This window comes from Chitinophaga sp. RAB17 (assembly GCF_052114225.1).
In the GTDB taxonomy this organism is placed as follows: domain Bacteria; phylum Bacteroidota; class Bacteroidia; order Chitinophagales; family Chitinophagaceae; genus Chitinophaga.
The window spans coordinates 1,411,799-1,436,460 of record NZ_JBFREI010000001.1 but is presented as its reverse complement, the minus strand read 5'-3'; the positions used below and the strand labels follow the sequence as shown (position 1 = coordinate 1,436,460).

The 24,662-nt window shown below is 46.0% G+C and carries 18 protein-coding genes; 8 read left to right on the top strand and 10 right to left on the bottom strand.

The genetic code is table 11. The annotated features are described in order from the left end of the window. The first annotated feature begins 51 nt into the window (after nucleotides 1–51). Complete coding sequence (locus AB4Z08_RS05680) at nucleotides 52–327, top strand: HTH domain-containing protein (RefSeq protein WP_133808462.1); 276 nt, start codon at nucleotides 52–54, stop codon at nucleotides 325–327. 443 nt (nucleotides 328–770) lie between these two features. Further along, a complete protein-coding gene (locus AB4Z08_RS05675) occupies nucleotides 771–1,463 on the top strand; it encodes a LytR/AlgR family response regulator transcription factor (RefSeq protein WP_441572759.1) in 693 nt (230 codons plus the stop codon). Between the two features lie 42 nt (nucleotides 1,464–1,505). Here AB4Z08_RS05675 and AB4Z08_RS05670 read toward each other — a convergent pair whose 3' ends face one another. The 7 genes from AB4Z08_RS05670 to AB4Z08_RS05640 all read right to left on the bottom strand — a co-directional run bounded on the left by AB4Z08_RS05670 (nucleotide 1,506) and on the right by AB4Z08_RS05640 (nucleotide 10,642). After that, a complete protein-coding gene (locus AB4Z08_RS05670; RefSeq protein WP_441572758.1) occupies nucleotides 1,506–2,216 on the bottom strand; it encodes an AcvB/VirJ family lysyl-phosphatidylglycerol hydrolase in 711 nt (236 codons plus the stop codon). 129 nt (nucleotides 2,217–2,345) lie between these two features. Beyond that, nucleotides 2,346–4,925 (bottom strand): phosphatidylglycerol lysyltransferase domain-containing protein, encoded by a 2,580-nt coding sequence (locus AB4Z08_RS05665; RefSeq protein WP_441572757.1) that lies wholly within the window; start codon nucleotides 4,923–4,925, stop codon nucleotides 2,346–2,348. 111 nt (nucleotides 4,926–5,036) lie between these two features. Continuing rightward, nucleotides 5,037–6,617, bottom strand: coding sequence for a T9SS type A sorting domain-containing protein (locus tag AB4Z08_RS05660; protein WP_441572756.1), 1,581 nt, complete (start codon nucleotides 6,615–6,617; stop codon nucleotides 5,037–5,039). 80 nt (nucleotides 6,618–6,697) lie between these two features. Further along, nucleotides 6,698–7,633 carry a hypothetical protein gene (locus AB4Z08_RS05655; protein ID WP_441572755.1) on the bottom strand — a complete coding sequence of 312 codons (936 nt, stop codon included), beginning with the start codon at nucleotides 7,631–7,633 and terminating at the stop codon, nucleotides 6,698–6,700. A 33-nt stretch (nucleotides 7,634–7,666) separates the two neighbouring features. Then, a complete protein-coding gene (locus AB4Z08_RS05650; RefSeq protein WP_441572754.1) occupies nucleotides 7,667–9,343 on the bottom strand; it encodes a hypothetical protein in 1,677 nt (558 codons plus the stop codon). Between the two features lie 245 nt (nucleotides 9,344–9,588). Next, nucleotides 9,589–10,029 (bottom strand): universal stress protein, encoded by a 441-nt coding sequence (locus AB4Z08_RS05645; RefSeq protein ID WP_441572753.1) that lies wholly within the window; start codon nucleotides 10,027–10,029, stop codon nucleotides 9,589–9,591. A gap of 40 nt (nucleotides 10,030–10,069) precedes the next feature. Continuing rightward, the gene (locus tag AB4Z08_RS05640) at nucleotides 10,070–10,642 is read right to left on the bottom strand and encodes a TetR/AcrR family transcriptional regulator (RefSeq protein WP_441572752.1); all 573 of its coding nucleotides are present in this window, start codon (nucleotides 10,640–10,642) and stop codon (nucleotides 10,070–10,072) included. 1,202 nt (nucleotides 10,643–11,844) lie between these two features. Between AB4Z08_RS05640 and AB4Z08_RS05635 the strand changes: the two genes are divergently transcribed. The 5 genes from AB4Z08_RS05635 to AB4Z08_RS05615 all read left to right on the top strand — a co-directional run bounded on the left by AB4Z08_RS05635 (nucleotide 11,845) and on the right by AB4Z08_RS05615 (nucleotide 19,816). Beyond that, a complete protein-coding gene (locus AB4Z08_RS05635) occupies nucleotides 11,845–13,641 on the top strand; it encodes an alpha-L-fucosidase (RefSeq protein ID WP_441572751.1) in 1,797 nt (598 codons plus the stop codon). Nucleotides 13,642–13,662: 21 nt separating this feature from the next. Further along, nucleotides 13,663–15,822 (top strand): alpha-galactosidase, encoded by a 2,160-nt coding sequence (locus AB4Z08_RS05630; protein WP_441572750.1) that lies wholly within the window; start codon nucleotides 13,663–13,665, stop codon nucleotides 15,820–15,822. 37 nt (nucleotides 15,823–15,859) lie between these two features. After that, complete coding sequence (locus AB4Z08_RS05625) at nucleotides 15,860–17,203, top strand: alpha-L-fucosidase (protein WP_441572749.1); 1,344 nt, start codon at nucleotides 15,860–15,862, stop codon at nucleotides 17,201–17,203. Between the two features lie 209 nt (nucleotides 17,204–17,412). Continuing rightward, a complete protein-coding gene (locus AB4Z08_RS05620; RefSeq protein ID WP_441572748.1) occupies nucleotides 17,413–18,873 on the top strand; it encodes a sulfatase family protein in 1,461 nt (486 codons plus the stop codon). Between the two features lie 340 nt (nucleotides 18,874–19,213). Then, nucleotides 19,214–19,816: a response regulator transcription factor gene (locus AB4Z08_RS05615; RefSeq protein WP_441572747.1), complete on the top strand. Its 603-nt coding sequence runs from the start codon at nucleotides 19,214–19,216 to the stop codon at nucleotides 19,814–19,816. 13 nt (nucleotides 19,817–19,829) lie between these two features. Here AB4Z08_RS05615 and AB4Z08_RS05610 read toward each other — a convergent pair whose 3' ends face one another. Genes AB4Z08_RS05610 through AB4Z08_RS05600 form a run of 3 tightly spaced genes read right to left on the bottom strand, consistent with a single transcriptional unit; the run spans nucleotide 19,830 to nucleotide 21,731 of the window. Then, nucleotides 19,830–20,495 carry a siderophore-interacting protein gene (locus tag AB4Z08_RS05610; protein ID WP_441572746.1) on the bottom strand — a complete coding sequence of 222 codons (666 nt, stop codon included), beginning with the start codon at nucleotides 20,493–20,495 and terminating at the stop codon, nucleotides 19,830–19,832. A gap of 21 nt (nucleotides 20,496–20,516) precedes the next feature. Continuing rightward, complete coding sequence (locus tag AB4Z08_RS05605; RefSeq protein ID WP_441572745.1) at nucleotides 20,517–20,795, bottom strand: hypothetical protein; 279 nt, start codon at nucleotides 20,793–20,795, stop codon at nucleotides 20,517–20,519. A 54-nt stretch (nucleotides 20,796–20,849) separates the two neighbouring features. Then, nucleotides 20,850–21,731 carry a helix-turn-helix domain-containing protein gene (locus AB4Z08_RS05600; protein WP_441572744.1) on the bottom strand — a complete coding sequence of 294 codons (882 nt, stop codon included), beginning with the start codon at nucleotides 21,729–21,731 and terminating at the stop codon, nucleotides 20,850–20,852. Nucleotides 21,732–22,203: 472 nt separating this feature from the next. On the opposite strand from AB4Z08_RS05600, the gene AB4Z08_RS05595 reads away from it, so the two are divergent. Further along, entirely contained in the window at nucleotides 22,204–24,660 is a 2,457-nt protein-coding gene (locus tag AB4Z08_RS05595; protein WP_441572743.1) for a glycoside hydrolase family 2 TIM barrel-domain containing protein, read from the top strand. Nucleotides 24,661–24,662 lie beyond the last annotated feature (2 nt).

Genomic DNA, 24,662 nt, shown 5'->3' with positions numbered 1-24,662 from the left:
AGGCACATATCGTATATTCAGTAAATAACCGTTAAGACCCCTCTATGCCACATGCCAAAGCGTTATTTTGACAGACTACAAACCATTGATTACCTCATCAGGATCAAAGGGACCGGTAAGCCAGCTCAGTTAGCCAAGCGGCTTCGTATTTCCGAAAGAACACTCTATGAATTCCTCAAAATGATGAAGGAGTTAGGTGCTCCCATTGAGTACGACCGGTACAAAGAAAGTTACTACTACTCAGAAAAAGGCGGGTTCAACGTCAGGTTCTCAAAAAACCTGATCACCGTGAGTACGATGTTACTTTTATTCCTGCACATTTGGTAAACATGGTCCGCGCACTGACCAGTTAACCGGCCTCCCTGTTAGCTTTCCTGCGCTCACGCTGCCCGTTTTTCGGGCCTTAGATCTATCCACAGCTGTTAACACAGTTGTTACTGGATCTTTTATGTAAGCCTCCTTAAGTGGTGGACAGGAAAGGTGTTGTCCTTGGGGCAATAGCTTATCTGTCCACCTTCTTTTTCCATAATACTTAACATTGGATTAACTGTTCCTACTTTAAATAGATCCAATTTTATCAGGGAAGTATATTGTCAGCTTTTGATAAAGTATTATGCGAACAATAACTCTTTTTTCATAACGCGGTTTAGATTAGATTTTAGATAATACGCGGGTCTCTATTCAGTCACCTGCCCAACTTAAATCTTCTGTGTCCGCGGGCAACTGACTCGAATAAATTTTCGTACCCATATTTGATCAAAATCAGCTCTATGGTACTAAACTGTATTATTTTGGGTAATGACCCGGAGGGATTCGGGGAGCTGGAGCATTTTTTGTCTGCTATCCCATATGTTTACCTGGTAAACCGTTGCAATACCATGGAAGACGCACGTTTCTGGCTGGAAGCTCAAACCATAGATGTGTTGATTGTTGGAAGCTACGAAGATCCGCTCCCGCCACCGCCCGGACGACAAGATGTATTACCGGTAATGATGATGATGTATACCGAACATCCACCTGGAGGATTTGATTTTCTGCCGGCCGGGCTACTGCAGTTGCCGTTTACACAAACAGCATTGAATGACTTGATTTCTAAAATATATAATACCATAGAAATGGAAGGAATCACCCGCCCCACAAAATATTCTGCTGAATATTTTATACTGAAAACACAACACCGCCATGAAAAGGTATTCTATAACGACCTGCAATATGTAGAAGTGATGGATGATCATATCACTTTACACCTGGGCGATCAAAAACTGGTGACAACAGAAAAGCTGGATTGGATCATCTCCCAGCTGCCCGCCAATGCATTTATGCGGGTACATCGCTGGTTTGTAGTAGGGTTCCGCCATATTACCCACCTCGATCTGGATCATGTAATGGTAGGAGAAGCCAGAATAGCACTCACCTCCGCCATGAGAAATGAACTGGAAAAACGGTACAAGCTGCCGACCTAATTGCACTGATAACTAAGGCATTTGCTCACTCATTCCTATATGTCAGGGATGCAGTGCCGTAAGTATTTTACCCGCTACACCATTAGCGTCTTCATCATACGCATGTCCGCCCGGAAGGATCAGCTTCTGATAAGGAATATTAAGCGCAGAGAAATTAAAGTCTTTTTCTTCTGCCCCAAATACAAGCAATAAAGGCTTATCGGTAATTTTATTGATTTCTCCCGGAACACTCAGCCCTCTATTACTGGACTTCCCCAGCATATCCGACACATGCACTTCCAAATCTGTGTATAAAGAAGGAGACAGTAATACCAGCTGCTTTACCTCGGCGGCTATTTCTGCAGGTAAACTGGTATATATAAATGGCAGCACATCTGCGCCTAAAGAGTAACCAATCAGTAAAACGCCGTGGTTACTGCCCCATTGCGACTGGTAATATTTAACCAGGGCTGCCACATCTTTTGCCGCCTGCTGGGGTGTTTTTTTGCTCCAGAAATATTTAAGGGCATTTAAAGCTACTACCGGGTAGTTCTTTTGGTGAAAGGATTCTATCACGTTGGCAGAAAATTTTTTCATCCCACCATCACCGGTAATATAGATGATCAGCGGTGCCGTAGCACCCGCCGCCGGAACTTTAGTAACCACCGGCAGGTTGTTGATCCCGCTTTGCGCATGTATCTGTAGTACGGCCAATAATAATAATAAACCGCTGAACAGTTTTCCTGTTTTAGAGAACATTCCTGATAATAACATATGGCCTTCTGCTTGCAATTGTTAAAGGGAGCCATTAATGGCTGGCAGCTAAATTAACGCTTGCTTATGAAACAAAATCCATTCCGCAATTGTTCGTCCGCCAACCGGCACTGCATCTTTTAACAATCCTTATGGCTGCATTACTTTGCTCAGCGCAGAAGGTAATTGTATCAGGTCAAAATCATGTTCATATACCAGGTATTTGTTAGTCCATTCGGTAGCATATTTTTCCTTGAACTCACGTAGCCCCTGGTAGTGCCGGAAAAAACGCAATTTCTCATAAGCATACTTCACCATTTTCTCCGCAGTATTTTCAGGTTGAATGATCCCGGACATCGGCACCATGCCCAGGTTCAGAAAATGTAGTTCTTTTTGCTGAGCATCCTGTATCAGCGCAATAATCAACGCATCCATTACGCCACCGGGAGCGTCAGAGCGCTTGCGGATAAGATCGTAGGTACATTCACCCGGCGCATAGTCCGGGATCATGTTCAAAAAGGCGGCTACCTGTCCTTCTGCATCGGTAACAGTAATAACATCCTGTCCACGGATACTGTCGGCATCAAAAAGGCCCTGTGAAAAAGTAAGCTCCTTTACCTCATATTGCTGCAGCCATTCATCGCTGACAGATTTTAACGCCTGCAGCATTGCCGGCGTTTGTGGCGCCGTATGAAAAGTAGTTACATAGCCTTTGTTAGCCAAACTATTCAACCCGTTGCGCAGCGATTTTTTGTCTTTGCCACTCAGGGTAAAATTGCGTATATCCATGATGGCTTCCTGGCCTATCAGCATCTTTTTCTTTTTAAGATGACTGAAATAATAGGTGCTGTCTTCATCTACCCGATAAAAGGCAGGCCGCAGGCCCATCTTACGGCATTGTTGTTCAAACTCCTGCAATAAATCGAGTTTATTATTTTCACTGCATACCGGTTCTTCCAGGACAATGGCAAAGCTGCCTGCCACCCGGTAGGCAATAAAACCTTCGTACTGATCAGATATAAACAACAGTTTATCTTGTCCTACCTTGAAATAATCCATGGGAGAGTCGCCATACTGGCTCAGGTAGAAGCGTGCTTTTTCAAGACTGGTATTGGTTTGTTGTGTTACATGCAGATAAGGACGGATGATGGTATAGAAAAGAAAAGCCCAGGCGCCTACACCCAATACCCTGATTGCCGACATAAATTCTTTTCCGAAACGGGTAACCGGCTGCAGTCCGTCATCTTCCAGCAACATAAAACAGTGGAATGCATGGCGTATGGATTGCTGCCAGGTAAAGTCAATTCCAAAGTGGCGCACATTCAGAAAATAAAATCCAATGGTACCAAAAATCAATACCACAAATAAAGTGGCCAATGCCGTTACTACGCCAATATTCACCAGCTGCGGATTACTTTTTACACGGTATTGTTTGGAGGTGATCAGCAATATCACGCAGGTAACCAGTGCCAGTGAGGCTTCTTCATAGTCGAGTGCTTTTCCGATATGGCCAAATACCGATAGCATAGATACTGCCAGCGCCACTATCCATGCACTGCGCAATCCCCGGAAAAGGAAGGTGGCTGTTACCAGCAATACCAATCCCAGGAAAACCACTAATAAATTGGTGGCATGTATGGAGGTGCCGGGAATATATGCGCGGAGCAAATGCATGCGATTGGCCAGTGGGGGGGTGAGCACAGAGAAGATATTTACCATGCCCAACAAAAAGATCAGAATAGGTGGTAATAAGCGAAGTACCAGCTCACGACCTTTCAATGCAAACGCAAACATCCCTGCAATCAGTGGCAACCAGAACTCAAACAAACGGAACAACAGTGTGATTTCCAATGCCTCTAATGTGCTGAAGCCATAATTGCTCAGCAGATAGGCCAGTGATAATTCAATGGCGCCAAGTCCACGCAGAAAAGGAGATATAATGAGAAAGATGGTAGCTACAATATATCCAACGCAGGCCGCCTCCAGGGAAGGGGTAACGCCAACTGCCAGCATACTCAGGTACAAATGTGCCACCCCTGCTACTTCTATCAGCACGGAAGCCAGCACCGTATTCATAAAGGCAGGTACAGATAATTGAAACGYAAAAATTTCATCTACCTGGTGCGCAGCTCCGGGAAAATATTTAACGAGCAACTGGTAGGCTTTGCCTCTTGTTTGCATAGAACGTACCAACAGGACTACGCTCAACAATAATCCGCAAATAGCCGCCAGTCCCCAGATCGCATCTCTCATACTGCCGGCATGCAGCATGGAATATATCACTACAGGAATACCTACCAGGAAAACAGATAATATCCCCACAAAGCCATAGATCCCGGATGCCTGATGTATTTGTTGTTTATGTAATTGCGTACGACGTAAGCTCTGTGGTAAATAGGCGAGTGAACTGATGCCACCTGCCGGGAGAAATACCGACAAGAGGTTGCGTTTCAGAAAGAGCTCTGTACTTTTTATGGTGTCGAGTCTGGCGCCTATAGCGCGGAAGCTGAACACATACATGGCAGCCTGTAATAAAATATATGCCAGCGTAACGGCTACGCCTATTACTACCCAACCCCTGTCTGCTTTTTCAATAGCGGGAATCAACGAATACAATTCATGGCGTTGTGAACGGAAAAAGTAAATGGCCAGTAATATAAATAACACTGCCAGCAGCTCTTTCAGATGAAGCTTGCGCAGGAATGCCGCAGTAAAAAATTTCTTTCTCAAAGGTTTGTAGGTTTCGTGAAATTGGGTTGTTCGCACTAACCCGCAAAGTTACAGTAACTTTAGTAGCTATCCCTTAACTGTGCGGAGTTTAAGCGGATTTTAATATGTTGCCTATTCCATTATTATTACTTTCTCAGTATGCAGCAGCTCATCATTTTCGCCGATAAACTGCAGGAAGTAAGTTCCTCTGGCCAGGTTAGGAGGCACATTTAGTTCATAATAATTACGTTGTTGTAATGGTTGCTGGAACTTCTGGTATATTAACCGGTGTCCTGGCACATCAACGAGCGACAATGCCTTTATGTGCTGACTGGATCCATAATATATATGTATTACACCGCCTTGTACCGGGTTAGGCCATACGATAATATCACCGCTGCTGTTTTTACCCTTCACCAAACGCACTGGTCCATAGAAGAAGGAACCATCTGTCATGATAACTTTGAGCCGGTAAAAGATAAAGCCATCATTATGTGGCGCGTCTACAGCATCATAGCCTACCGGGTAGAAGCTGATGCCACCAGGTGATTTGCTGTTGACAAACGCGATGGAATCAAAATTTGAGTTAGCGGCAAATCTTCGTTCTATGGCGAAGCCACTGCAGAAGTATTCTCTGCCGGTGATCCAGTGAAGGAGTACACTGTCTTCATTATCACTGCTGCGATATGCGCTGAAGAAATCCAGTGTTGTTCTGTTGGGACTGTTTACCGTTTCTGCTACCAGGCTGGTAAAATAGTTAGACGAGCGCAGGTGCTGAAAGCTGCGTGATACGGCTACTTTTTGTCTGTCTGGTGGGCCGGTGGTATAGCTGCCGGGTGTGCCGGGAGCCGCTCTGATACTGGCAATATCCCAGGCTGTATCCGCGAACCTGGCCAGGTAGGCCGTATTCCGGTTGGCTTCATATACCGGCCCCTCGTCCGACCGATCGAAAACAAGGTGCAGCCTTAATTCTGCATCAGGTTGTGACGCCGTTATTTCCCATGTTTTATTAATACTGGTGAGCATCAGGTTGTCGCCGGTAGTAAGGTTTTTTCTGACACTATCGGAAACGCCCGTACGAATGTTGGTAGTGGCGCCCGGATTATCCAGTACTACAGGTGTATAGCTGGAGGGCCTTGTGCCAATAGGAAAAATCACGTTTTTGTCTGCCGGGGAAATATGGTTACGGTAAAGCGCACCGCCGCCAAAATTACTGCCGGTAACAATAAAATGTTGGGCAGAATAATGCATAATATTTCCGGGAGTATGATGTCCCATCACCAGGTTCCAGCCATTCAGGAAAACATATCCATTTTGCAGATCCAGTCCATTTACAATTTTAAGATCGCTGAGATCATCCAGGAAAACGCCCGGGGAATTTTCCACACTGATATTTGGGAAGCTGGGACCTTCGCCGGTGGCTGCGCTGAATCCTCCGCTGATGTACTGATACAGCGCGGGATTTGTTTGCATGAAGCGGAATAATCCTCCTGCTGCACTGAAGCCGTCACTGCTTTCATCGAGTATGCTGGCGTTGTTGCTGTTACGCCAGCGTAATCCATAGAAGTTTACAACAGATCCACTCACAGAGAGGATGTTGCCTTCATTGACCATATCACCAAAAACAGCAATGGTGTCTGCACTGAATATACCCATCCTGGTGTTGGGATGTAACCAGGTGGCTGACTGTGCCCGGACGGCCATATGAGCCATCAGGGTAAAGCAGAAAATTAATATGGAGTATTTAAGTTTTATAACGTTAACGATTGTATGAAATTGATGAATATTTTGTTTTAATAGCCAATGACCGTGACGAATATTTTTGTGGTATTTGCGGTACTCGGGTCCAATCCTTCTACAGTACCTCCTATCAGAATGCCGGTGGTTTTACTTTCCATCAGGAGAAAATTTATTTTGGTTAAACTATAACCCAATATGGAAACCAGCGGAGCATTAGTCACATCGGTACCACCTTTTGCGGTGGCGGTGATTGACATGATCTTAGTAAATCCTGCGTTGGAAATATCCACAGCCAGTTGTCCGGTTGCGAGCGGTGTTACAGGCTGACTGACGGAATCTGCCCAGATCTTAATATTCTGCGATACCACACCGCCGGCATTATAAAACACTGGAGCCGTTGCTGATCTGACCACATTCCCGCTACCGTCTACGCCCAAGGCTCCCGCCCCCACCGTGATGGTTGCGGTGTTGGTTAGATTTTCCAAGCGTACCCCCGATGTATTGGCAACCCCCGTTTTTACCTGCAATAAGGAAGTAGGTGCGGTATTACCAATGCCCACATTGCCGGTGGAGGAAATCGTGAGTCGTGCTATATTATTGGTGCGGACATTAACGGCGTTTGCATTGGTGCTGCCAATAAATTTTGTGGTACTGTCTGCGAGGGCGTTACCTGTCAGCAGCCATTGGTTGTTGCTGACAGCTGTGCTGTCCGCCAGTTTTGACCAGGAACCATTCCGCCGGATCAGTAAACTGCTGGCCGGTTTGTAATAGATAATCATACCATCCGGAGAGGCGGGAAGTGGTGCTAACGTAGTATCCGTAATCCTGGGCAATAGCAGGCCCTGATTGGTAGTATTCAGTTCCAGCAGTGCGGCTTTGATCGCGGAAGACGTGGGGTCTCCCAGCTTGAGCTGTTGCGCATGTACCTGTACAAGCAGCAACAGCAGCGCGCATAGCAGTATGCTGCTTTTAATTCTTGCTTTCGGCATGAATAACAATTTACGGGTAACAATAAAGAGGTTTTACTTTCTGATCACATACCAGTTAGTGCCATCTGTTTGAATTGTTACGTAGGTATAATTGTTATAAATCACGTAAGAAGTACTGCCTTCGATCTGGGCGCCACCTGAAGGCTGCAGTGTAACTGCATTATCGATGGTGCCGGAGATTTTTTTAATAGTATATACTCTGCCGATAATATTTGCTACCGGTGGCAGGGTGATGGTGGTATTAGCTCCGGTGGCATTTACCAGCAATGTGTTATCTGTTTCTGCCAGCGCCTCTGTAGTATTGCTGGTGGTACGGATATTCAGTGACATGGAACCACTTACCTGCAGGGTGGAGTTAGGGGCTGTGCCGGCACCTACGATGGCGTTTTTGGCTACAGCTAATGTATCGCGGATCGTTTTAAAACCTGCAAAGGTCTGGGCAGAATCATTCACCACACCACGGGCAGTAGCACTTGCATCCGGAATATTCAGGGTGAGGGTGTTAGTCACGCTGGTACTATCCAATGCAATGTCGGTTCCTGCTTTGCCGGTTTTGATATAGATATTGGGGCCGGTTTGATTATTGATTCTGCGGATACCAACGGAGAAAGCAGCGGAATCAACGTCTCTTTTTTCCAGAGCGCCGGTAACAGGATTTCTGAAGAGGACAGTGGTGGTAGCGGTGCTTACATTGGGAGGTGCAGTGTTCAGGGTAACATTGCCGGTAATATTGGCGCCACCAGCAGTTACTTTGATGCCATTGTTAATGGTAGCTTGTCCGGTTACACCCAGTCCGGTGACGATGCTCACGCTGTCGTTAAATGTTTTGGCGCCACCAAAGGTTTGGGCCACTGCGGATATGCCACCGGGGGTGGTAGCTGTGGCGGCTACCAGGTGAAGTACACCGGCGGCGCTGTCCAGTACCAGACCATCGGGACTGCCGGGAGTCAATATAAATGCACCGATGGTAATGGCTTTTTGCTTGGTGCTGAAAGATAACCAATCGGCATAGGTGAGTAACCCCGTTCTGGCACTGGCAGTACCTACTATAGGGATATTCAGGGAAATGGTACTATCCGCAGGGGTAGTCGTTACCCCAAAATTTGCGTTGAGGGTATCTGCCTTTATGGTGAATCCCTGTTTCGCTACACCATTGAGTGTGCGGATCGCGTCTGTGAATGCCGCTGCCGAAAGGTTCCGCTGATTAATCGTTCCTGTGGCAGGATCTATCATCAGTACGCTGATGAGCGTGGCGCTGGCAGGCACCTGTTTCAGCGCCACGGTTTGGGTAGCACTGATATTGATGGCTTCTGTGGCGTTGGTACGGATCGACAACGCCTGGTTGTCGGAGGTACCCAGGTAATTATTTGTGGGATTGGTACCTGTATTACCTTTCAGTAGCCAGGTGCCGGCGGAAGCGTTTAAGCTATCCACCAGTTTTGACCAGTAGCCGGCGCGTCTTACGAGTAAGCTCTGGCTCGGGGTGTGATAAATGATCATCCCGTCCGGTGCCGTGCTAAGCGGAGCAAGCGTGGTATCCAGGATGCGGGGCAGCAATAAGCCCTGCCGGAGACTTTCCAGTTCCAGGATAGATGCTTTGTTGATAGTTGCCGGGTTGTCACCGATCTTCAGCTGTGCAAATGCGGCTGGGGCGGACAACAGAAAGAATAATACCAGCAGCAAACCTTTTGAGGAGTAATTTTTCTTCATAGCAGAGAGTTAGAGATGAAGGGAAAGTTGTGTCAATAAAATTTCGTTACCAGTTTTGGGGCTGGAAGGAGGGTAGTAGGACCGTAGATGTACTTTAATTATTCATTATAAATATAAGCTTTATCATGCGTATATGCGACAGCGTAGTGCCAAAAAAATCCCGGCGAAGCCGCCGGGATCCTGCAACAGCCAGAGCCGTTGCTGTTGTGGTTTTATTGATTGTTGAGTGATAGTTGTTGGGCTGATTAGTGTTCCTGCTGATTATAGGGAACCACCAGTACTGGTATGCGTGAATGCCGGATAATATATTCCGCATTGCTGCCAAGCAGCATATGATCCAGGCCGGTTCTGCCATGTGTACCTACTACCAGCATGGTAGTATTGCCATTATGCGCCTGTTCCAGTGTTTCGTTTTTAGGATTCCCGGTAGTCACCAGGATCTGGATATTATTATTGTCCGGATAATTTTGTTTATAGGCTTCCAGTCTTTCCTCTACTTCGCGGATGCGTGCCGGGATATCATCTGTAAATACAGGGCCGGCCTCCGGTAAACCTAAGCCTATGCCTATTTCTACTACGGAAAAGAGCGTAACCGATGCCTTCATTTTATTGGCCAGTTCTAAGCCTGTCCTGATCAGGTTTTCTGAAAAGCTGCTCAGGTCTACTGCGATCATGATGTCTGACATATGCATGGTGTATTTATTGTGAATAATTATTCATTATAACTTATGCTTTCAGCGCATCCCAGCAAAGATCAAAAGTGGTGTTTACCCGGCTTCTGTTCAAGGTAATGCCGCTGTAATGCGTTTGTTTCACCAGTTCATTCATGGTGCCTATCATAAAGGTGAGTAACAATCCCGTATCCACCTGTTTGATCAGCTGTTCCTTCTTACCTCTTTCCATCAGTTCATAGAAGGGGGCAGACAGTTGCTGCGCCTTCTCCCTTGTGTCGGCGGTGATAAAAGGCGAATGGTAACATTGTTCCAGGAAAACGACTTCTTCGAAATTTGCCAGCTTGTAGCGTAAGATGTTGAGCCAGATATGTCTGAATCCAAGTTTGAACGGAATTTGTGGCTGATAGCCTTTAAAAGCTACCTGTACGGAATTTCCCCTGCAGGCGGCAAACAGGGCATTGATCAGCTCATCCTTGCTCTTGAAGTAAACATAGAGGGTGCCGGTAGCTATCCCGGCCTCTTTGGAAATATCTCCCATCGTCATGCCCGACAATCCTTTCCTGGTCACCAGCTTGAGTGCTGCCTGGAAGATCTGCGCTACTTTTTTATCATCTTTCAGTTTCACACTACAAAGATAAGTGAATATATATTCATTTTCAAGACAGAAAAAAGCCTTCGCAGTGGAAACCGCAAAGGCGCTGTAGCTAGATGATGATTAAATCAAAAACCCATTGGTCGTCAGACCGGTGGGTGCTTGTTCTATCTCTGGTGGCCGGACGGAAATTGCTTCATAGAAGCTCCTATGGGCAATAAAATAACCCCGTCGGCCTGGAGAAGCCAACAGGTACTGCTGAGATATTTGTTAGTTGTATGCATTTTTCAGTTATCGTGAATATTTGCGCAGTCCTGGCAATGGTTTCTTACCGGTTCAACGCAAAACGATGCCACAATATTAAGCGGAAGCGTTACTTGGAGAGTTAACCGAACCTAAACAAGAATTGAAATAACGAGAGCGCCGGGGCAAGTTGAAAGCATCGGGGATACTGTAAATCTTAAACATACAGTTTAGTCCATCTATAAAGGAAGAATGCCATAGATCCAAGCCCTGCCAGCTACCCGAAAACCTGCATCACAGATGTTTTAGAAGGACTTTTATCTTCGTTTTCTCTAAATAGTCGTTTAAGATATAGTGCATTAAGAACCCCCATTATTATAGTCAACATTACCGCTTCATTATGGTGAGACTGTCGATTATATGCCTGAGTCCCGCTATGTACATGCAGTAGCCCTGCAGTAGAGGTGGACTTGATGCGTAGGTGAGTTCCGGAAGCGGCCATAGTAGCGCAGCTATAGCAGACTGTAGCAGGAGAAAATGTATTGTTTAGAGAAAGCAGGTAAAAAGGGTTTTATTCATCAAAATATCTCCTGGAGGCAGTATTGAAAAAGATATTTCCCTGATTTTCAACCTGAATCGCCGGGGGCGGGGTAAAAATAAGAAACCCCTGCTGATGACATACAGCAGAGGCTTTTAAAACATTCACATGGCACCTTGGTATTGCACCAGATGCTTATAACACATTATAGCCTATATAATAGCTTAAATAAGATGATTGCTTAATCTGGAAAGTTACATTAATGCTTAGGTAGTGTAACTTGTCTGAATCGAAATTAAGTATTACTCCTGGTAATATTCGTTAACCGTTGGTTAATACCATTGCAGTCTGTTTAATTGTACCATTTTCCCTTTCCCTGATACCATTTTCCATGCATTTGCTTATACCAGTGGATATGTATATTTTTTACGGCTGGTTACTAAAATTCAGAGCTATGTCCCACCGGGTTCCATGTTTATTGTTGTTTCTTGGCCTGTTGCTGCACGCAAAAACGCAGGCACAGGATATGCCTGATATGTGGAACAAGGCAGCTACTGCTAATCCGGCGCATCCGGGATTAAAATGGTTTCAGCAGGCTAAATTCGGACTATTCATACACTGGGGACTTTATTCCAAACTGGCCGGCCGCTGGCACGACAGTAGTTACTACGGCAGCGGCGAATGGATTATGAACCGCGCCCAAGCACCAGCCGCAGAATATGCCAGAGTAGCACAGTCATTCAACCCCGTTGGCTTTGACGCAAAAGAGTGGGCAGAAACAGCAAAAGAAGCCGGTATTAAATACCTGGTCATTACCGCCAAACATCATGAAGGTTTCAGTATGTTCGATTCCAAAGTAACGGACTTCGATATCATGGATGCCTCCCCTTATAAGAAAGATCCCATGAAAGCCCTGTCGGCGGCATGCAAAGCGCAGGGAATACCATTCGGATTTTATTACTCGCAGTTCCTCGACTGGCACGAACCTAATGGTGGTGGCAACAACTGGGATTTTAATAATAAAGAGAAAGATTACCAGGAATACTATCGCACCAAATCAATACCACAATTAAAAGAACTACTTACCAACTATGGCCCGCTGGGCCTTGTATGGTTTGATATGCCCGGCGGCTTAACGACCGAACAAACCCGGTTGATGATTGATAGTTTGCGCGTATTGCAACCCGGCTGTTTATTTAGCAGCAGGGTAGGACATGACCTGGGCGACTACCGCGATTTCGGTGACTCTGAAGTTCCACCGGTACCTATTGCCGGCGCCTGGGAATCTATTTATACCCACAACGATTCCTGGGGGTATATTCAACACGACCTCAACTTTAAATCTCCCCAAGAAATTATTCACCTTCTTTCCAATGTAGCCTCTAAAGGAGGTAACCTGATGCTCAACGTAGGACCGGATGGCAATGGTAAATGGCCTGCCTATTCTGTGGCCTACCTGAAAGCAACCGGTAAATGGCTGCAGACATACGGTGAAAGTATTTACGGCACCACCTGGGGCCTCATTCCGGCACAACCCTGGGGTGTAACCACCAGCAAGCCAGGCAAATTGTTTTTGCATGTATGGCAAATGCCCGCCAACAGACAATTGCGGGTACCTGGCGTTACAGCAAAAATCAAATCGGTGAAAATACTGGGCAGCAATAAAGCGCTCACCTGGAAACAATTACCGGAAGAAACCATTATCCAGTTGCCTATAACGCTGCCGGATACACGAAATACGGTGCTGCTGATGGAATACAGCGGACAACAACCAGACCTGTCACAGCTCCGTACACAAACCGTCAGCAACGAATATCCGCAGGCGGAAATACCTGCGGTATGGGCTGTCTTCAACGGCGCCGCCAAAAGTAAACTGTTTACCTACTCCCATTATTTCGGCGACTGGAAACATGATAACTGTATTACCGGTATGGTGACGCCTGACGATGCCATTGTATTTCCACTGGACATACAGGATGCCGGAGATTATAAAATTATACTCGACTATGCCTGTGAACCAGGCAGTGCTTCTCAACAGGGAATGGTAACCGTGGGTGGACAACAACTTCCTTTCCTGACACTGACGACAGGCACCTACGACAGTCACAAACCGATGCAGTTTATTCAACATGCCGTTGGCATTGTACATATTGATAAAGCCGGAAAACAAAACCTGGCAGTAAAGCCGGTATCCGGTAATAAAAGTGAGCTATGTTGGTTGAGGAAAATTATCCTGCAGCCCGTAAAATAATTTTATAAGAATAGCATGAACATGAAAAAAACTAACCTCCTGGCAGGACTGGTTACCTGTTTGTATTCCGGTATGGCACTGGCACAGATGAAGCCGCCAGTAAATGACTGGTTGATTAATCATCAGCCGTACACTGCCGCTGTTACAGAAAAGGGTAAAGAAATTACACTCAGCAATGGTTTACTGAGTCGCAGTTTTCGTATAACCCCCAACGTGATATGCACGGATTATCGTAACCTGGTAAGCGGAGAACAATTACTGCGTGCAGTGAAACCGGAAGCCAGGATAACGGTGAACGGACACGACTATATGATAGGTGGTGCGCAGGGACAGCCCCAGCAGGCCTATCTGTTGCCGGCCTGGCTGGATAAGCTGCAGGCGGGTAAATCAGATTTCATGTACAAAGGACACCAGGTCACCAGCATTGCACCTTACTTAAAATGGACGGCACATGGTTGGTGTACAAATCCCAAACAACCTACCGGCAAAGCGCTGATCTTCTCCTACGAGGCACAGGCACCTGAACTGAAAGGGTTATTGGTGAAAGTGCACTACGAAATATTTGATGGCATCCCTTTATTATCTAAATGGCTGGAAATAACCAACCAGAGCGGGGAGCCGGTTAAGCTACAACAGGTAGTGAACGAAATACTGGCTACGCCGGAAGAAGAATCGGCAGTAGTAGGTGGCGTAAATAAAATGCGCGTACCACATGGTATCTATATTGAAAGTAACTACGCTTTCAATAACGCCATGAAAGCAAATCTCAGTGACCAAACCACTCACTGGAAGGCCGATAGCACCTACACTTCACAAGTGAATTATGACTACCAAACGCCCTGTGTGTTGGAAGTATATCCAATAGTACCAGTTGGCATTACCATGGCTGCAGGAGAACATTTTGAATCTGTACGTACTTACGAGTTACTATTGGATGGTTACGACCGCGAACGCAATGGTCTGGCTCAACGCCGTATGTACCGCACCATTGCACCGTGGACAACGGAGAATCCCATTTTCATGCACCTGGTAAGTACAGATCCTGTAAAAGTAAAGGCGATCATTGACCAATGTGCCGCTACCGGCTATGAAGGCGTGATCCTGAGCTTTGGCAGTGGTTTAAATATGGAAGATACCAGCGCTGCCAACATCGCGAAATTTAAAGCACTGGCGGATTATGCACACAGCAAAAAAGTACTGCTGGGTGGCTACTCCCTGTTTTCGAGCAGGCGTATCAGTGAGGAAGACGATGTAATCAGTCCTGTTACCGGCAAACGCGGTGGCGCCTTCTTTGGTAATGCCCCCTGCCTGGGAAGTAAGTGGGGGTTAGGTTACGTGCAGGAGTTAAAGCGCTTTATCAGTGCTACCGGCTTTGATATTTTTGAAAATGATGGTCCATATCCAGGGGATGTATGTGCCTCTACCACGCATCCCGGACATACCGGACTGGAAGATTCTCAATGGAAGCAAATGCAGTTGCAGAAAGCGCTTTACCATTGGTGTAATGAAAGAGGTGTTTATGTAAATGCGCCTGACTGGTACTTTATGGATGGTACCAATAAAATTGCACTGGGTTACCGGGAAGTGAATTTCTCCCTGCCAAGAGCAGAACAGCTGATCCTGAACAGGCAGAATATTTTTGATGGTACCTGGGAAAAAACGCCTTCCATGAGCTGGGGATTTGTACCACTCAGTGAATACCAGGGTGGTGGCGCCGCCGCTACGCTGGAACCGCTGAATGATCACCTGGATTCCTATGAGCAACTGATGGTGCAATACTATGGCGCCGGTGTACAGGCTTGTTATCGCGGTCCACGTTTATACGATACCGATAGTACCAAAACAGTCGTTAAAAATATGATCAATTGGTATAAAAAATACCGGGATATACTCAACACCGATATTATCCACCTTCGCCGGCCGGATGGCCGCGATTGGGATGGTGTCATGCACGTAAGTCCCACATTGCCGCAAAAGGCACTGATCATGTTGTACAATCCAACAGAGCAGGCAATTGTACGGGAACTGACTTTACCGATGTATTATACCGGCGCGAAGCAAAGCGTGCGTATCCGGGAAAAAGAAGGTGCAGCAAAAGCGTATACCCTTGACCGTGAATACCAGGCGCATGTGAAAGTGACCATTCCTGCGGCGGGTTATACCTGGCTGGTGGCAGAATAAAAAATGTATCAAACCAAATTAGCATAAATAATTAGTTATGAAAAAACTATCACTCTGTGCCGTTACTTTCCTACTGTTCCTCCTGCAGGTACAGGCCCAGGAAAAGAAAATTTTTAATGAAACGCCCGAGCAAAAAGAACAAAGATTGGCGTGGTGGGTAAATGACCGTTTCGGTATGTTTATTCACTGGGGCCTGTATTCTATGCCTTCCCGCCACGAATGGGTAAAGAGCAATGAACATCTTACAGACGCCGATTATCAGAAATATTTTGATCTGTATAATCCTGATCTGTACAATCCAAAAGAATGGGCCCGTCAGGCAAAGGCTGCCGGTATGAAGTATGCGGTGATCACCACCAAACACCATGAAGGCTTTTGTTTGTTTGATTCTAAATTCACGGATTATAAAGCGCCAAATACAGCCGCTAAAAGAGACCTGATCAAGGAATTTGTAGAAGCTTTCCGCGCAGAAGGGTTGAAAGTAGGGTTCTATTATTCCCTGATCGACTGGCATCATCCGGATTATACCATTGACCGGGTGCATCCGCAGCGTCCCAATGATCCAAAGGATTACGAGCGCCTGAACAAAGGTCGTGATATGGAGAAATACAGGGCTTATCTGAAAAACCAGTTGAAAGAACTGATGACTAATTATGGTAAAATTGATATCCTGTGGACAGACTTTTCTTTCCCTGRTGATAACGGTAAAGACCATAACGACTGGAATTCACTGGAGCTCATTAAAATGATCCGTAAACTGCAGCCTGGTATTATCGTTAACGATCGCCTGGATTTGGGTGAATACGAAGATGGTGGCGACTTTGCTACACCGGAGCAATACAAAGTATCCGAATGGCCTACGCGTAATGGCAAGCGTATTCATTGGGAAACCTGTCAGACCTTTTCCGGTTCGTGGGGTTATTACCGTGATGAAACTTCCTGGAAGGATAATAAGCAGTTACTGGTACTGCTGATAGAATCAGTGAGCAAAGGTGGTAACCTGTTGCTGAATGTAGGACCTACCTCCCGTGGTACTTTCGATAGTCGCGCACAGGATAGGTTGAAAGGCATGGGTGCATGGATGGAAGTAAACGGTCGTTCTATTTATGGTTGTACAGAGGCACCTGCAGAATTTAAGCGTCCGGACAACAGCCTGTTAACTTACAATCCTACTACCAAGCGTTTATATGTTCACCTGTTGGATTATCCGTTGCAGCGTTTTGAACTGCCTGGCCTGAAAGGGAAAGTAAAGTATGCGCAGTTGCTGAATGATGGTTCTGAAATAAAAATGCATGGTACCGATAAAGGTGATCTGGCGCTGGATTTACCGGTACGTAAGCCGGATACTGAGATACCGGTGATAGAGCTGATATTGCAGTAGGCAGAAAGCGAAAAGCAGAAAGCAAAAAGCTATTGAAGCGAATGATTAACACGTATAGTATATACGCTGAGGTCATTCGCTTCAATAGCTTTTTGCTTTCTGCTTTTCGCTTTCTGCTTTCCTCCCAAAGATTAATTTCATTTTTTATAGGAATTCTCCGGAAGATGTATATTTTTATGGTCACCATTTTTTATTGTTAAACATCCCGGATGAAGAGAGTTTATTTTTGCCTGTCTGCTTTATTTTTGGCGGCTGTATTATTCAGTTTCATCAAGCCTTTGCCAGTCGTTAAAAAGCCAAATATTGTGATCATCTTTATGGATGATATGGGTTACGGTGACCTGGAATGCTTTGCCGGTACCCCCTGGCATACCCCCAACTTAAACCGTTTGGCAGCACAGGGAATGCGATTCACTTATTTTTATGCAGCACAGGCCGTATGTTCGGCTTCCAGGGCTGGTTTGCTGACAGGATGCTATCCTAACCGGGTTGGTATCAATGGTGCTTTATCGCCGGTGGCGCCTATTGCACTTGATACTGCAGAACAAACCATTGCTACCGTATTAAAAAGCCAGGGCTACCGCACGGGCATGGTAGGTAAATGGCATCTGGGATGTAAAGAACCCTGGTTGCCTTTGCAACATGGTTTTGATGAATACCTGGGATTGCCTTATTCCAATGATATGTGGCCGGTGCATTACGATGGCAGGCCTTATGCCGATACCTCCTCTAATCCCCGCAGAAAATATCCGCCGTTGCCGCTGATAGAAGGTAACAAGCCATTGAGATATATTAAAACGCTGGAAGATCAATCCGAGCTCACCACTATTTATACGGACCGGGCCTGCCGGTTTATAAGGGAGCATAAAAAGCAGCCCTTTTTTCTTTACCTGGCGCACAGCATGCCGCATGTGCCGATTGCTGTTTCCGACAAGCACAAGGGAAAAAGTAAAGATGGATTGTTTGGAGATGTGATTGAAGAAATTGACTGGTCGGTGGGGCAGGTGCTGAAAACCCTGGAAGATAATGGGTTGGCGGAAAATACGCTGGTGGTTTTTACCAGTGACAATGGCCCCTGGTTATCTTATGGCAATCATGCTGGTAATACGGGTGGTTTGCGTGAAGGTAAAGGCACTTCCTGGGAAGGAGGGTTACGTGTACCCTGTATTATGCGCTGGCCGGGTAAAATACCTGCTGGTACAGTTTGTAACAAGATGGCTGCTACTATTGATCTGTTGCCTACCATTGCTAATTTTTGTGGTGCTGCTTTACCCACAAGAAAAATTGACGGGGTGGATTTGAAATCATTATTATTTAATGAGGCAGATGCAAACCCAAGAGACGAACTGGCCGTATATTATCAGGTAAATAGTCTGGAGGCTATTCGTAAGGGTCCCTGGAAGCTGGTATTACCGCACAGGAGCAGGACCTATAAATTAAATCTGCCGGGTTATGATGGTTTCCCGGGAGCGCAACCAGAAGTAGAAGTTCCATTAGCATTATATGACATGCGTCGTGATCCGGGGGAAACCTTAGATGTACAAAAGCAGTTTCCTGAGGTGGTAAAAGAGCTGCAGGGGATAGCAGAAAAGTACCGGAATGAACTCGGAGATGACCTGACCGGAAGGAAAGGAACTGAGCGAAGAACGGCCGGAAAGGTGCAATTGTAATATATATGTTTAAATATAATTTGTTTTAAATGAGAGAAGTGCCAACTTTTAAGTAGTTGATTTGTAAGCTATTACATTCCTGTTAATCCATTAAAGGACTACGAACTACCACGTTACACGTTTGTTTTATGGCTAATATAAAACAAATTGTATATTAATATTTATTGAAAAACCATATACGTATCCGATTGACTACTGCATGTAATTGTTTCAAATTTGTTACGGGTATGGAAACCGTGTAATCTTTCCATTTATATTTTATCAGCCATACCAGCTTCCGAGAACTTGCAGTTATCAATGGGAGATTTCATATGAATATACATAACCCAAAAGGAATATTATGAAAAAAGTGCGGCCTATAAGTCCTGGTAATTTGGGAGAAGCGCGTGTTTTGGAAGTTTCGGGATTGCACAACGAATCAACAGAATTGTTACAACAATTAGCAAAAGATATCTGCAACCTGGTTTTTATGGATATAGAGATACCTGGATTGACCGCGATAGAAGCCGCCAGCATAGTAAAAGCAGCTTACCCTGATATAAATGTGCTATTGCTTACCCTGAACGACAAGGAACAGGAATTGAGACCCGTATCGGTAGCACGGCAGGGATATGAACTGGATCATGTACCTCCTGTGTCCTTGTCAGAGTTTATATCTCAGGTGTATGAGACGGCTTTGCAGTCGAATTTAGTGGCGGTTAACAAAGTGCTGGCATTTTTCCGGAAAGAGAAGCATGTCTATCAGGACCCTTATGGATTGTCGCCACGGGAGAAGGAAATTTTACGTTGCCTGGTAAATGGAGACACCTATAAGCAAATCGCTGAAGTGTGTCATATCAGTGTGGGTACAGTACGCTCCCATATCATGAATATTTATCGCAAGCTCGATGTAAATTCCCGCTCCAATGCAATTGTAAAGGCAATGAAAGAACACCTGGTCTGATGCCATAAAAGCTTTAGCCCCAGAAACCCTGTGCCTTTACTTGTCCGCCTTGCTGACGCAACGATTTACGCACCTGCACTACCATCTTTTGATTACCTGCCACATAATAAGTCGTGTCTGCTGCGGGGAAATTGTAATGATACAACCACTCATGCAGATCGGTGAAATAGTGTCCGTTATTGGAAAGCGGTTGCACCGGCATTTCCAGTATTTGCCTGGTCATCGGACGCTCCAGTTGCAGGAAGCAGTGGAAATTTTGCAGGGCTGTTTTACGCTGATAGATTGAATGAAAATGTCCTGCTGCGCTGGCATCGCCTATGCATACGAGGTGTTGGGCAGTAGTAGGCTGATGTATACCGCCACCGGGTCCTGCATAATACACTTCCTGGCCGGGTTGGAGCTGAAGTGCCCAATAGCTGCCTGCGCCATCGTGTCCGCAATCTATCAGCAGCGTGGCAGACTGTGTCACCATATCCCATTGTGCTACCGTGTAATCACGGTAGGTATACGGAGCTACTTCGCATTTGAGGTGTTGTGTGCTGCGGTCAGGCAGCGATTGTGGTAATTGCAGGTCTACCTGTAACAGCAAATTGCCAATGCGTGCTACGTTACGTACGGACGCGGTTTTCCCTATGCGCGACATCAGTAAACTGGTCGCCCTGTCTTTAATTGAAGGCATGAAAAGTTTATTTTTCGGGTGTTATAATTTACCTGCCATATCAGGCCAGGCTTGCAGGATAATAGTTTTGATGTTTTCAGACCGGATGGCCAGGTGTTTAAAAACACCCAGCAGTTCCAGTGCAGGAACTAATTCGAGCATATCTTTTAATGCTTCCATATAGGCCTGGCCGGTAGTATCAATGTTGTTTTCAATAATATTTACATTCGCCAGAAAAGCAGCAACAGAGCCTTTTCTGAGGGTTTGTCCGTTTATTTCTACGTTGTTGATATCATCGGGTAAAATTGCTGATGGTTTCATGTGATGTCTATAATTTAAGCAAAGCTACCGGACCTGCCGTTACCCGTTATTATACTATTCCGGGTTATAATTATACTTTTCCCGGCTGGAGATACGGAAGGCAAGCGGAGTTTGTCCGGTATGCTGTTTGAAGAAACGATTGAAGTAAGTCACTTCATTAAATTGCAGATACCACGCAATTTCTTTAATGCCATGTGTGGAATGCAACAACATCCGTTTGGCCTCCAGTATACGCCTGGCGGCCAGCAGTGCAGACGCTGTTTGCCCGGTTTCCTGCTTTACCACCTCGTTCAGGTGATCAGTGGTCACATGTAATGCCCGGGCGTAATCACCGCAACTACTCCAGCTTAGTAAATGTACCTCCATCAACTCCCGGTAGCGGGTCAATAGCTCTGGCTGTAACTGTTTGCTGCTGGCATTTTCCGGTAAGTAACGCGTAAAGAGCGTGAGTAACAGGGCCAGGTAATGTTGTAACACCGGTTCCTGCAAGGCTTTGCGGTGATTGAATTCCTGCAATAATCGCTGACATAAATACCAGATCTCTTTATATCCTTCCGGATCAGGCGTGATCGCCTTTTCCATACATACCGGTAACGCCGGCGCTCCCGGTGGCAGAAATTCTGATGTAAAGGAAATCAGGAACAGGTCTGATACCAATATAATGTCCTGTGGCAAATGTATCTGCCAGGGGGAGAGTAAAAAAATGCTCTCCGGGGGCATCTCTACCTGCCGGAAATCTACCATATGCAGACTACGCTGATGGCCGGTAACGGCCAGCGTATAAAATTCGTGCCGGTGCGCCTGGGTTAGATCCACATGCGGATGATGATGATCATCCCCGGCTGTTTTGTAGTGAACATCTATCATCAGGCCAGGAACAACCAGTAAATCCTCCAAACGGTAAGATGTGATGACGGGTTGTTTATCCTTCTTCATAACTGCAAATTAAATCTATCTGCCGGTACTGTATCATGTTCCGAAATATGGGTTAAGTCAAATACAGGTATCACCTCGTGACAATGGTTAAAAGCCCTTTGTGCCGCCGCCCAATGTCCTGCTCTTTTAACCAGACGAATGAAAAAAATAATTATTGTACTCCCTGCCCTGAAAAAGATACCTGAAATAGGTAAAATTGCATACATTTATCTGCAACCGATTGCATAGTTTCGGATCTTATTAGCGCAACAAATCTGATAATACCTGTAAATAATGATAATAGTACTGATTTAGGCGCCTGATTTTTTTTGCAAACGTTTGCTATCAATTGATTGAATTCCATAAATGAAAAATTACTGCCACTGATTAAAACAGGGCAGGAATTCCTGCCATATAAAGTATAGTAATAAAAAGAAGACAGACAAGGATTTGTCGTCAGATTTATTCCGGTTATAAAAACAACTGTACGAAAATGTTGATAAGAAGAATAGCTGCCTGCTATGCTATCCTGGCGGCACTACTTTATTCCACACGTGTAACGGCCCAGCAATCTGCCCGTATTAACCAGCCCTGGGAATTCCTGCAGGGTGACCTGGGTGGTATCTGGGAGGCGGTAAGACCCGCTGCAGAAGGCAGCCCTGAATCAGTGACCCTGTGGAAAATCATTACACTCCCTCATTGCTTTAATGCCCGAGATGCTGTAGACCCGGATCAGAACTACTACGAAGGGCCAGGCTGGTACAGAACCTTGCTGGATATCAACAACCCCTACGATAAAGGACGTACGCTGCTGCACTTTGAAGGCGCCGGACAAAAAACTACCGTATATGTATATACGACAAAAGTAGCGGCACATACCGGCGGCTACGATGAATGGTCGGCAGACATCACCACAGCCGTGAACGACTTTCTCCAATCGCCGGCAGCAAAACGTTACAAAGGAAAAATACCCATCTCCATCCGTTGCGATAATACCCGCGACCTGGAAATGATTCCTTCCGGTATGTCTGATTTTAATGTTTACGGCGGATTATACCGGTATGTAAATATCGTATATGCCCCCGCGTTATCCTTTGATGCATTTCACGTACAGGCACAAACAGACGCCGCAGGAAAAGAAGGTATGCTGCACATCAGCACTGGCTTTTCCGATGCGGAAAACATTACCACTGGTACGCTGGAACTGCATGTACTGGACCCGCAGCATAATATCATCAAAACAATTAAACAAACAATTACTCCCACAAAGGACATACAACAACTATCCGTCATCACTGTTAAAAAACCACAGCTATGGTCGCCTGATCAACCACAGTTATATACCGTGGAAGCCACTTTAACCAGTGCTGCCGGCGTGGCCACCTGGTCAGGGAAAACGGGCTTCCGGCATTTTGAATTTGTAACGCAGGGCCCATTTTTACTGAATGGTAAACGCCTCCTGTTACAAGGTACTCACCGCCATGAAGATCATGCCGGCGTGGCTGCTGCTATGACGGAAAACATGATCCGTCAGGAAATGATCCTGATAAAAAAGATGGGCGCCAATTTTATCCGCCTCGGCCACTATCAGCAATCACGCATTGTATTGAACCTGTGCGATAGCCTGGGCATCCTCGTATGGGAAGAAATTCCCTGGTGCAGGGGAGGACTGGGTGGAGAAGTATATAAGGCACAGGCCCGGCGAATGCTGACGAACCTCATTACACAACACCGCAACCATCCTGCTGTGATATTATGGGGCCTGGGAAATGAAAACGACTGGCCGGGCGATTTCCCCGAGTTCGATAAACAACAGATCCGCACGTTTATGTCGGAGCTCAATACACTCGCACATCAGCTGGACAGTACCCGCAAAACCACCATCCGCCGCTGTGATTTCTGTAAGGATATTGTAGATGTTTACTCTCCATCTATATGGGCAGGCTGGTATCGTGGCCGCTACACAGAATACAAACAGGAAAGCCTGAACGAAATAGCCAAAGTGCCACATTTCTTCCATGCGGAATGGGGAGCCGACAGCCACCAGGGACGCTATGCAGAAGATCCTGAAAAATTCATTAAACAGATAGCTACCGGTAAAGGCGCCGATGAACGCACCGGCGATTTTGCCCTCACCGGCGGTAATGCCCGCGCGTCTAAAGATGGCGACTGGTCTGAGTCGTATGCAGTGAACCTGGTGGACTGGCACCTGAAAGAACAGGAAACCATGCCACAACTGACCGGCTCCGCCTACTGGGTATTCAAAGATTTTTCTACGCCATTGCGTCCTGAAAATCCCGTACCTTATGTAAACCAGAAAGGTATCGTTGCCCGTGATCTCAGCCCTAAAGAAATATATTATGTATTTCAGTCTTACTGGACCAAACAGCCCATGGCACACATCCTGGGCCATGCCTGGCCGATACGCTGGGGAAAAGAAGGAGAAGAAAAAGAGATCCGCGTATACTCCAATTGTGCCGAAGCTGAATTGTTTGTAAACGGGAAAAGCGTGGGTATCCGCAAACGCAGCAGTCCCGATTTTCCTGCCGCCGGTTTGCGCTGGAAGGTAGCGCTGAGCAACGGTAATAACATCGTGAAAGTAATTGCCCGCAACGGAAAACAAACCATCACTGATGAAGTAAACTGGCAATACCAAACTGCCTCCTGGACAGCACCTGTGAAACTGATACTGGAACATACCGGAGACCTGGTGAAAGTGAAGGCAGTAGATGCCGCCGGTGTATTATGCCTGGATGCCGCCAACGAAATCGTATTTTCTATTGCCGGTAACGGCCGGCTGATAGATGATCTGGGCACTGCCGGAGGATCACGCAAAGTGCAACTGGCCAACGGACAAGCGAGTATTCGTGTAGCCGTTAACGATGGAGAAGTGGTAGTAGCGGCCGCCGGAGAAGGAATGGAAACAGGCATGACTCAAATTAAAAAATAATG

Excerpts from the sequence above, each read along its gene's own strand:
- AB4Z08_RS05680 (WP_133808462.1), top strand. The coding sequence starts at position 52 with ATGCCAAAGCGTTATTTTGACAGACTACAAACCATTGATTACCTCATC.
- AB4Z08_RS05675 (WP_441572759.1), top strand. The coding sequence starts at position 771 with ATGGTACTAAACTGTATTATTTTGGGTAATGACCCGGAGGGATTCGGG.
- AB4Z08_RS05670 (WP_441572758.1), bottom strand. The coding sequence starts at position 2,216 with ATGTTATTATCAGGAATGTTCTCTAAAACAGGAAAACTGTTCAGCGGT.
- AB4Z08_RS05660 (WP_441572756.1), bottom strand. The coding sequence starts at position 6,617 with ATGGCTCATATGGCCGTCCGGGCACAGTCAGCCACCTGGTTACATCCC.
- AB4Z08_RS05655 (WP_441572755.1), bottom strand. The coding sequence starts at position 7,633 with ATGCCGAAAGCAAGAATTAAAAGCAGCATACTGCTATGCGCGCTGCTG.
- AB4Z08_RS05650 (WP_441572754.1), bottom strand. The coding sequence starts at position 9,343 with ATGAAGAAAAATTACTCCTCAAAAGGTTTGCTGCTGGTATTATTCTTT.
- AB4Z08_RS05645 (WP_441572753.1), bottom strand. The coding sequence starts at position 10,029 with ATGTCAGACATCATGATCGCAGTAGACCTGAGCAGCTTTTCAGAAAAC.
- AB4Z08_RS05635 (WP_441572751.1), top strand. The coding sequence starts at position 11,845 with ATGTCCCACCGGGTTCCATGTTTATTGTTGTTTCTTGGCCTGTTGCTG.
- AB4Z08_RS05630 (WP_441572750.1), top strand. The coding sequence starts at position 13,663 with ATGAAAAAAACTAACCTCCTGGCAGGACTGGTTACCTGTTTGTATTCC.
- AB4Z08_RS05620 (WP_441572748.1), top strand. The coding sequence starts at position 17,413 with ATGAAGAGAGTTTATTTTTGCCTGTCTGCTTTATTTTTGGCGGCTGTA.
- AB4Z08_RS05615 (WP_441572747.1), top strand. The coding sequence starts at position 19,214 with ATGAAAAAAGTGCGGCCTATAAGTCCTGGTAATTTGGGAGAAGCGCGT.
- AB4Z08_RS05610 (WP_441572746.1), bottom strand. The coding sequence starts at position 20,495 with ATGCCTTCAATTAAAGACAGGGCGACCAGTTTACTGATGTCGCGCATA.
- AB4Z08_RS05605 (WP_441572745.1), bottom strand. The coding sequence starts at position 20,795 with ATGAAACCATCAGCAATTTTACCCGATGATATCAACAACGTAGAAATA.
- AB4Z08_RS05600 (WP_441572744.1), bottom strand. The coding sequence starts at position 21,731 with ATGAAGAAGGATAAACAACCCGTCATCACATCTTACCGTTTGGAGGAT.
- AB4Z08_RS05595 (WP_441572743.1), top strand. The coding sequence starts at position 22,204 with ATGTTGATAAGAAGAATAGCTGCCTGCTATGCTATCCTGGCGGCACTA.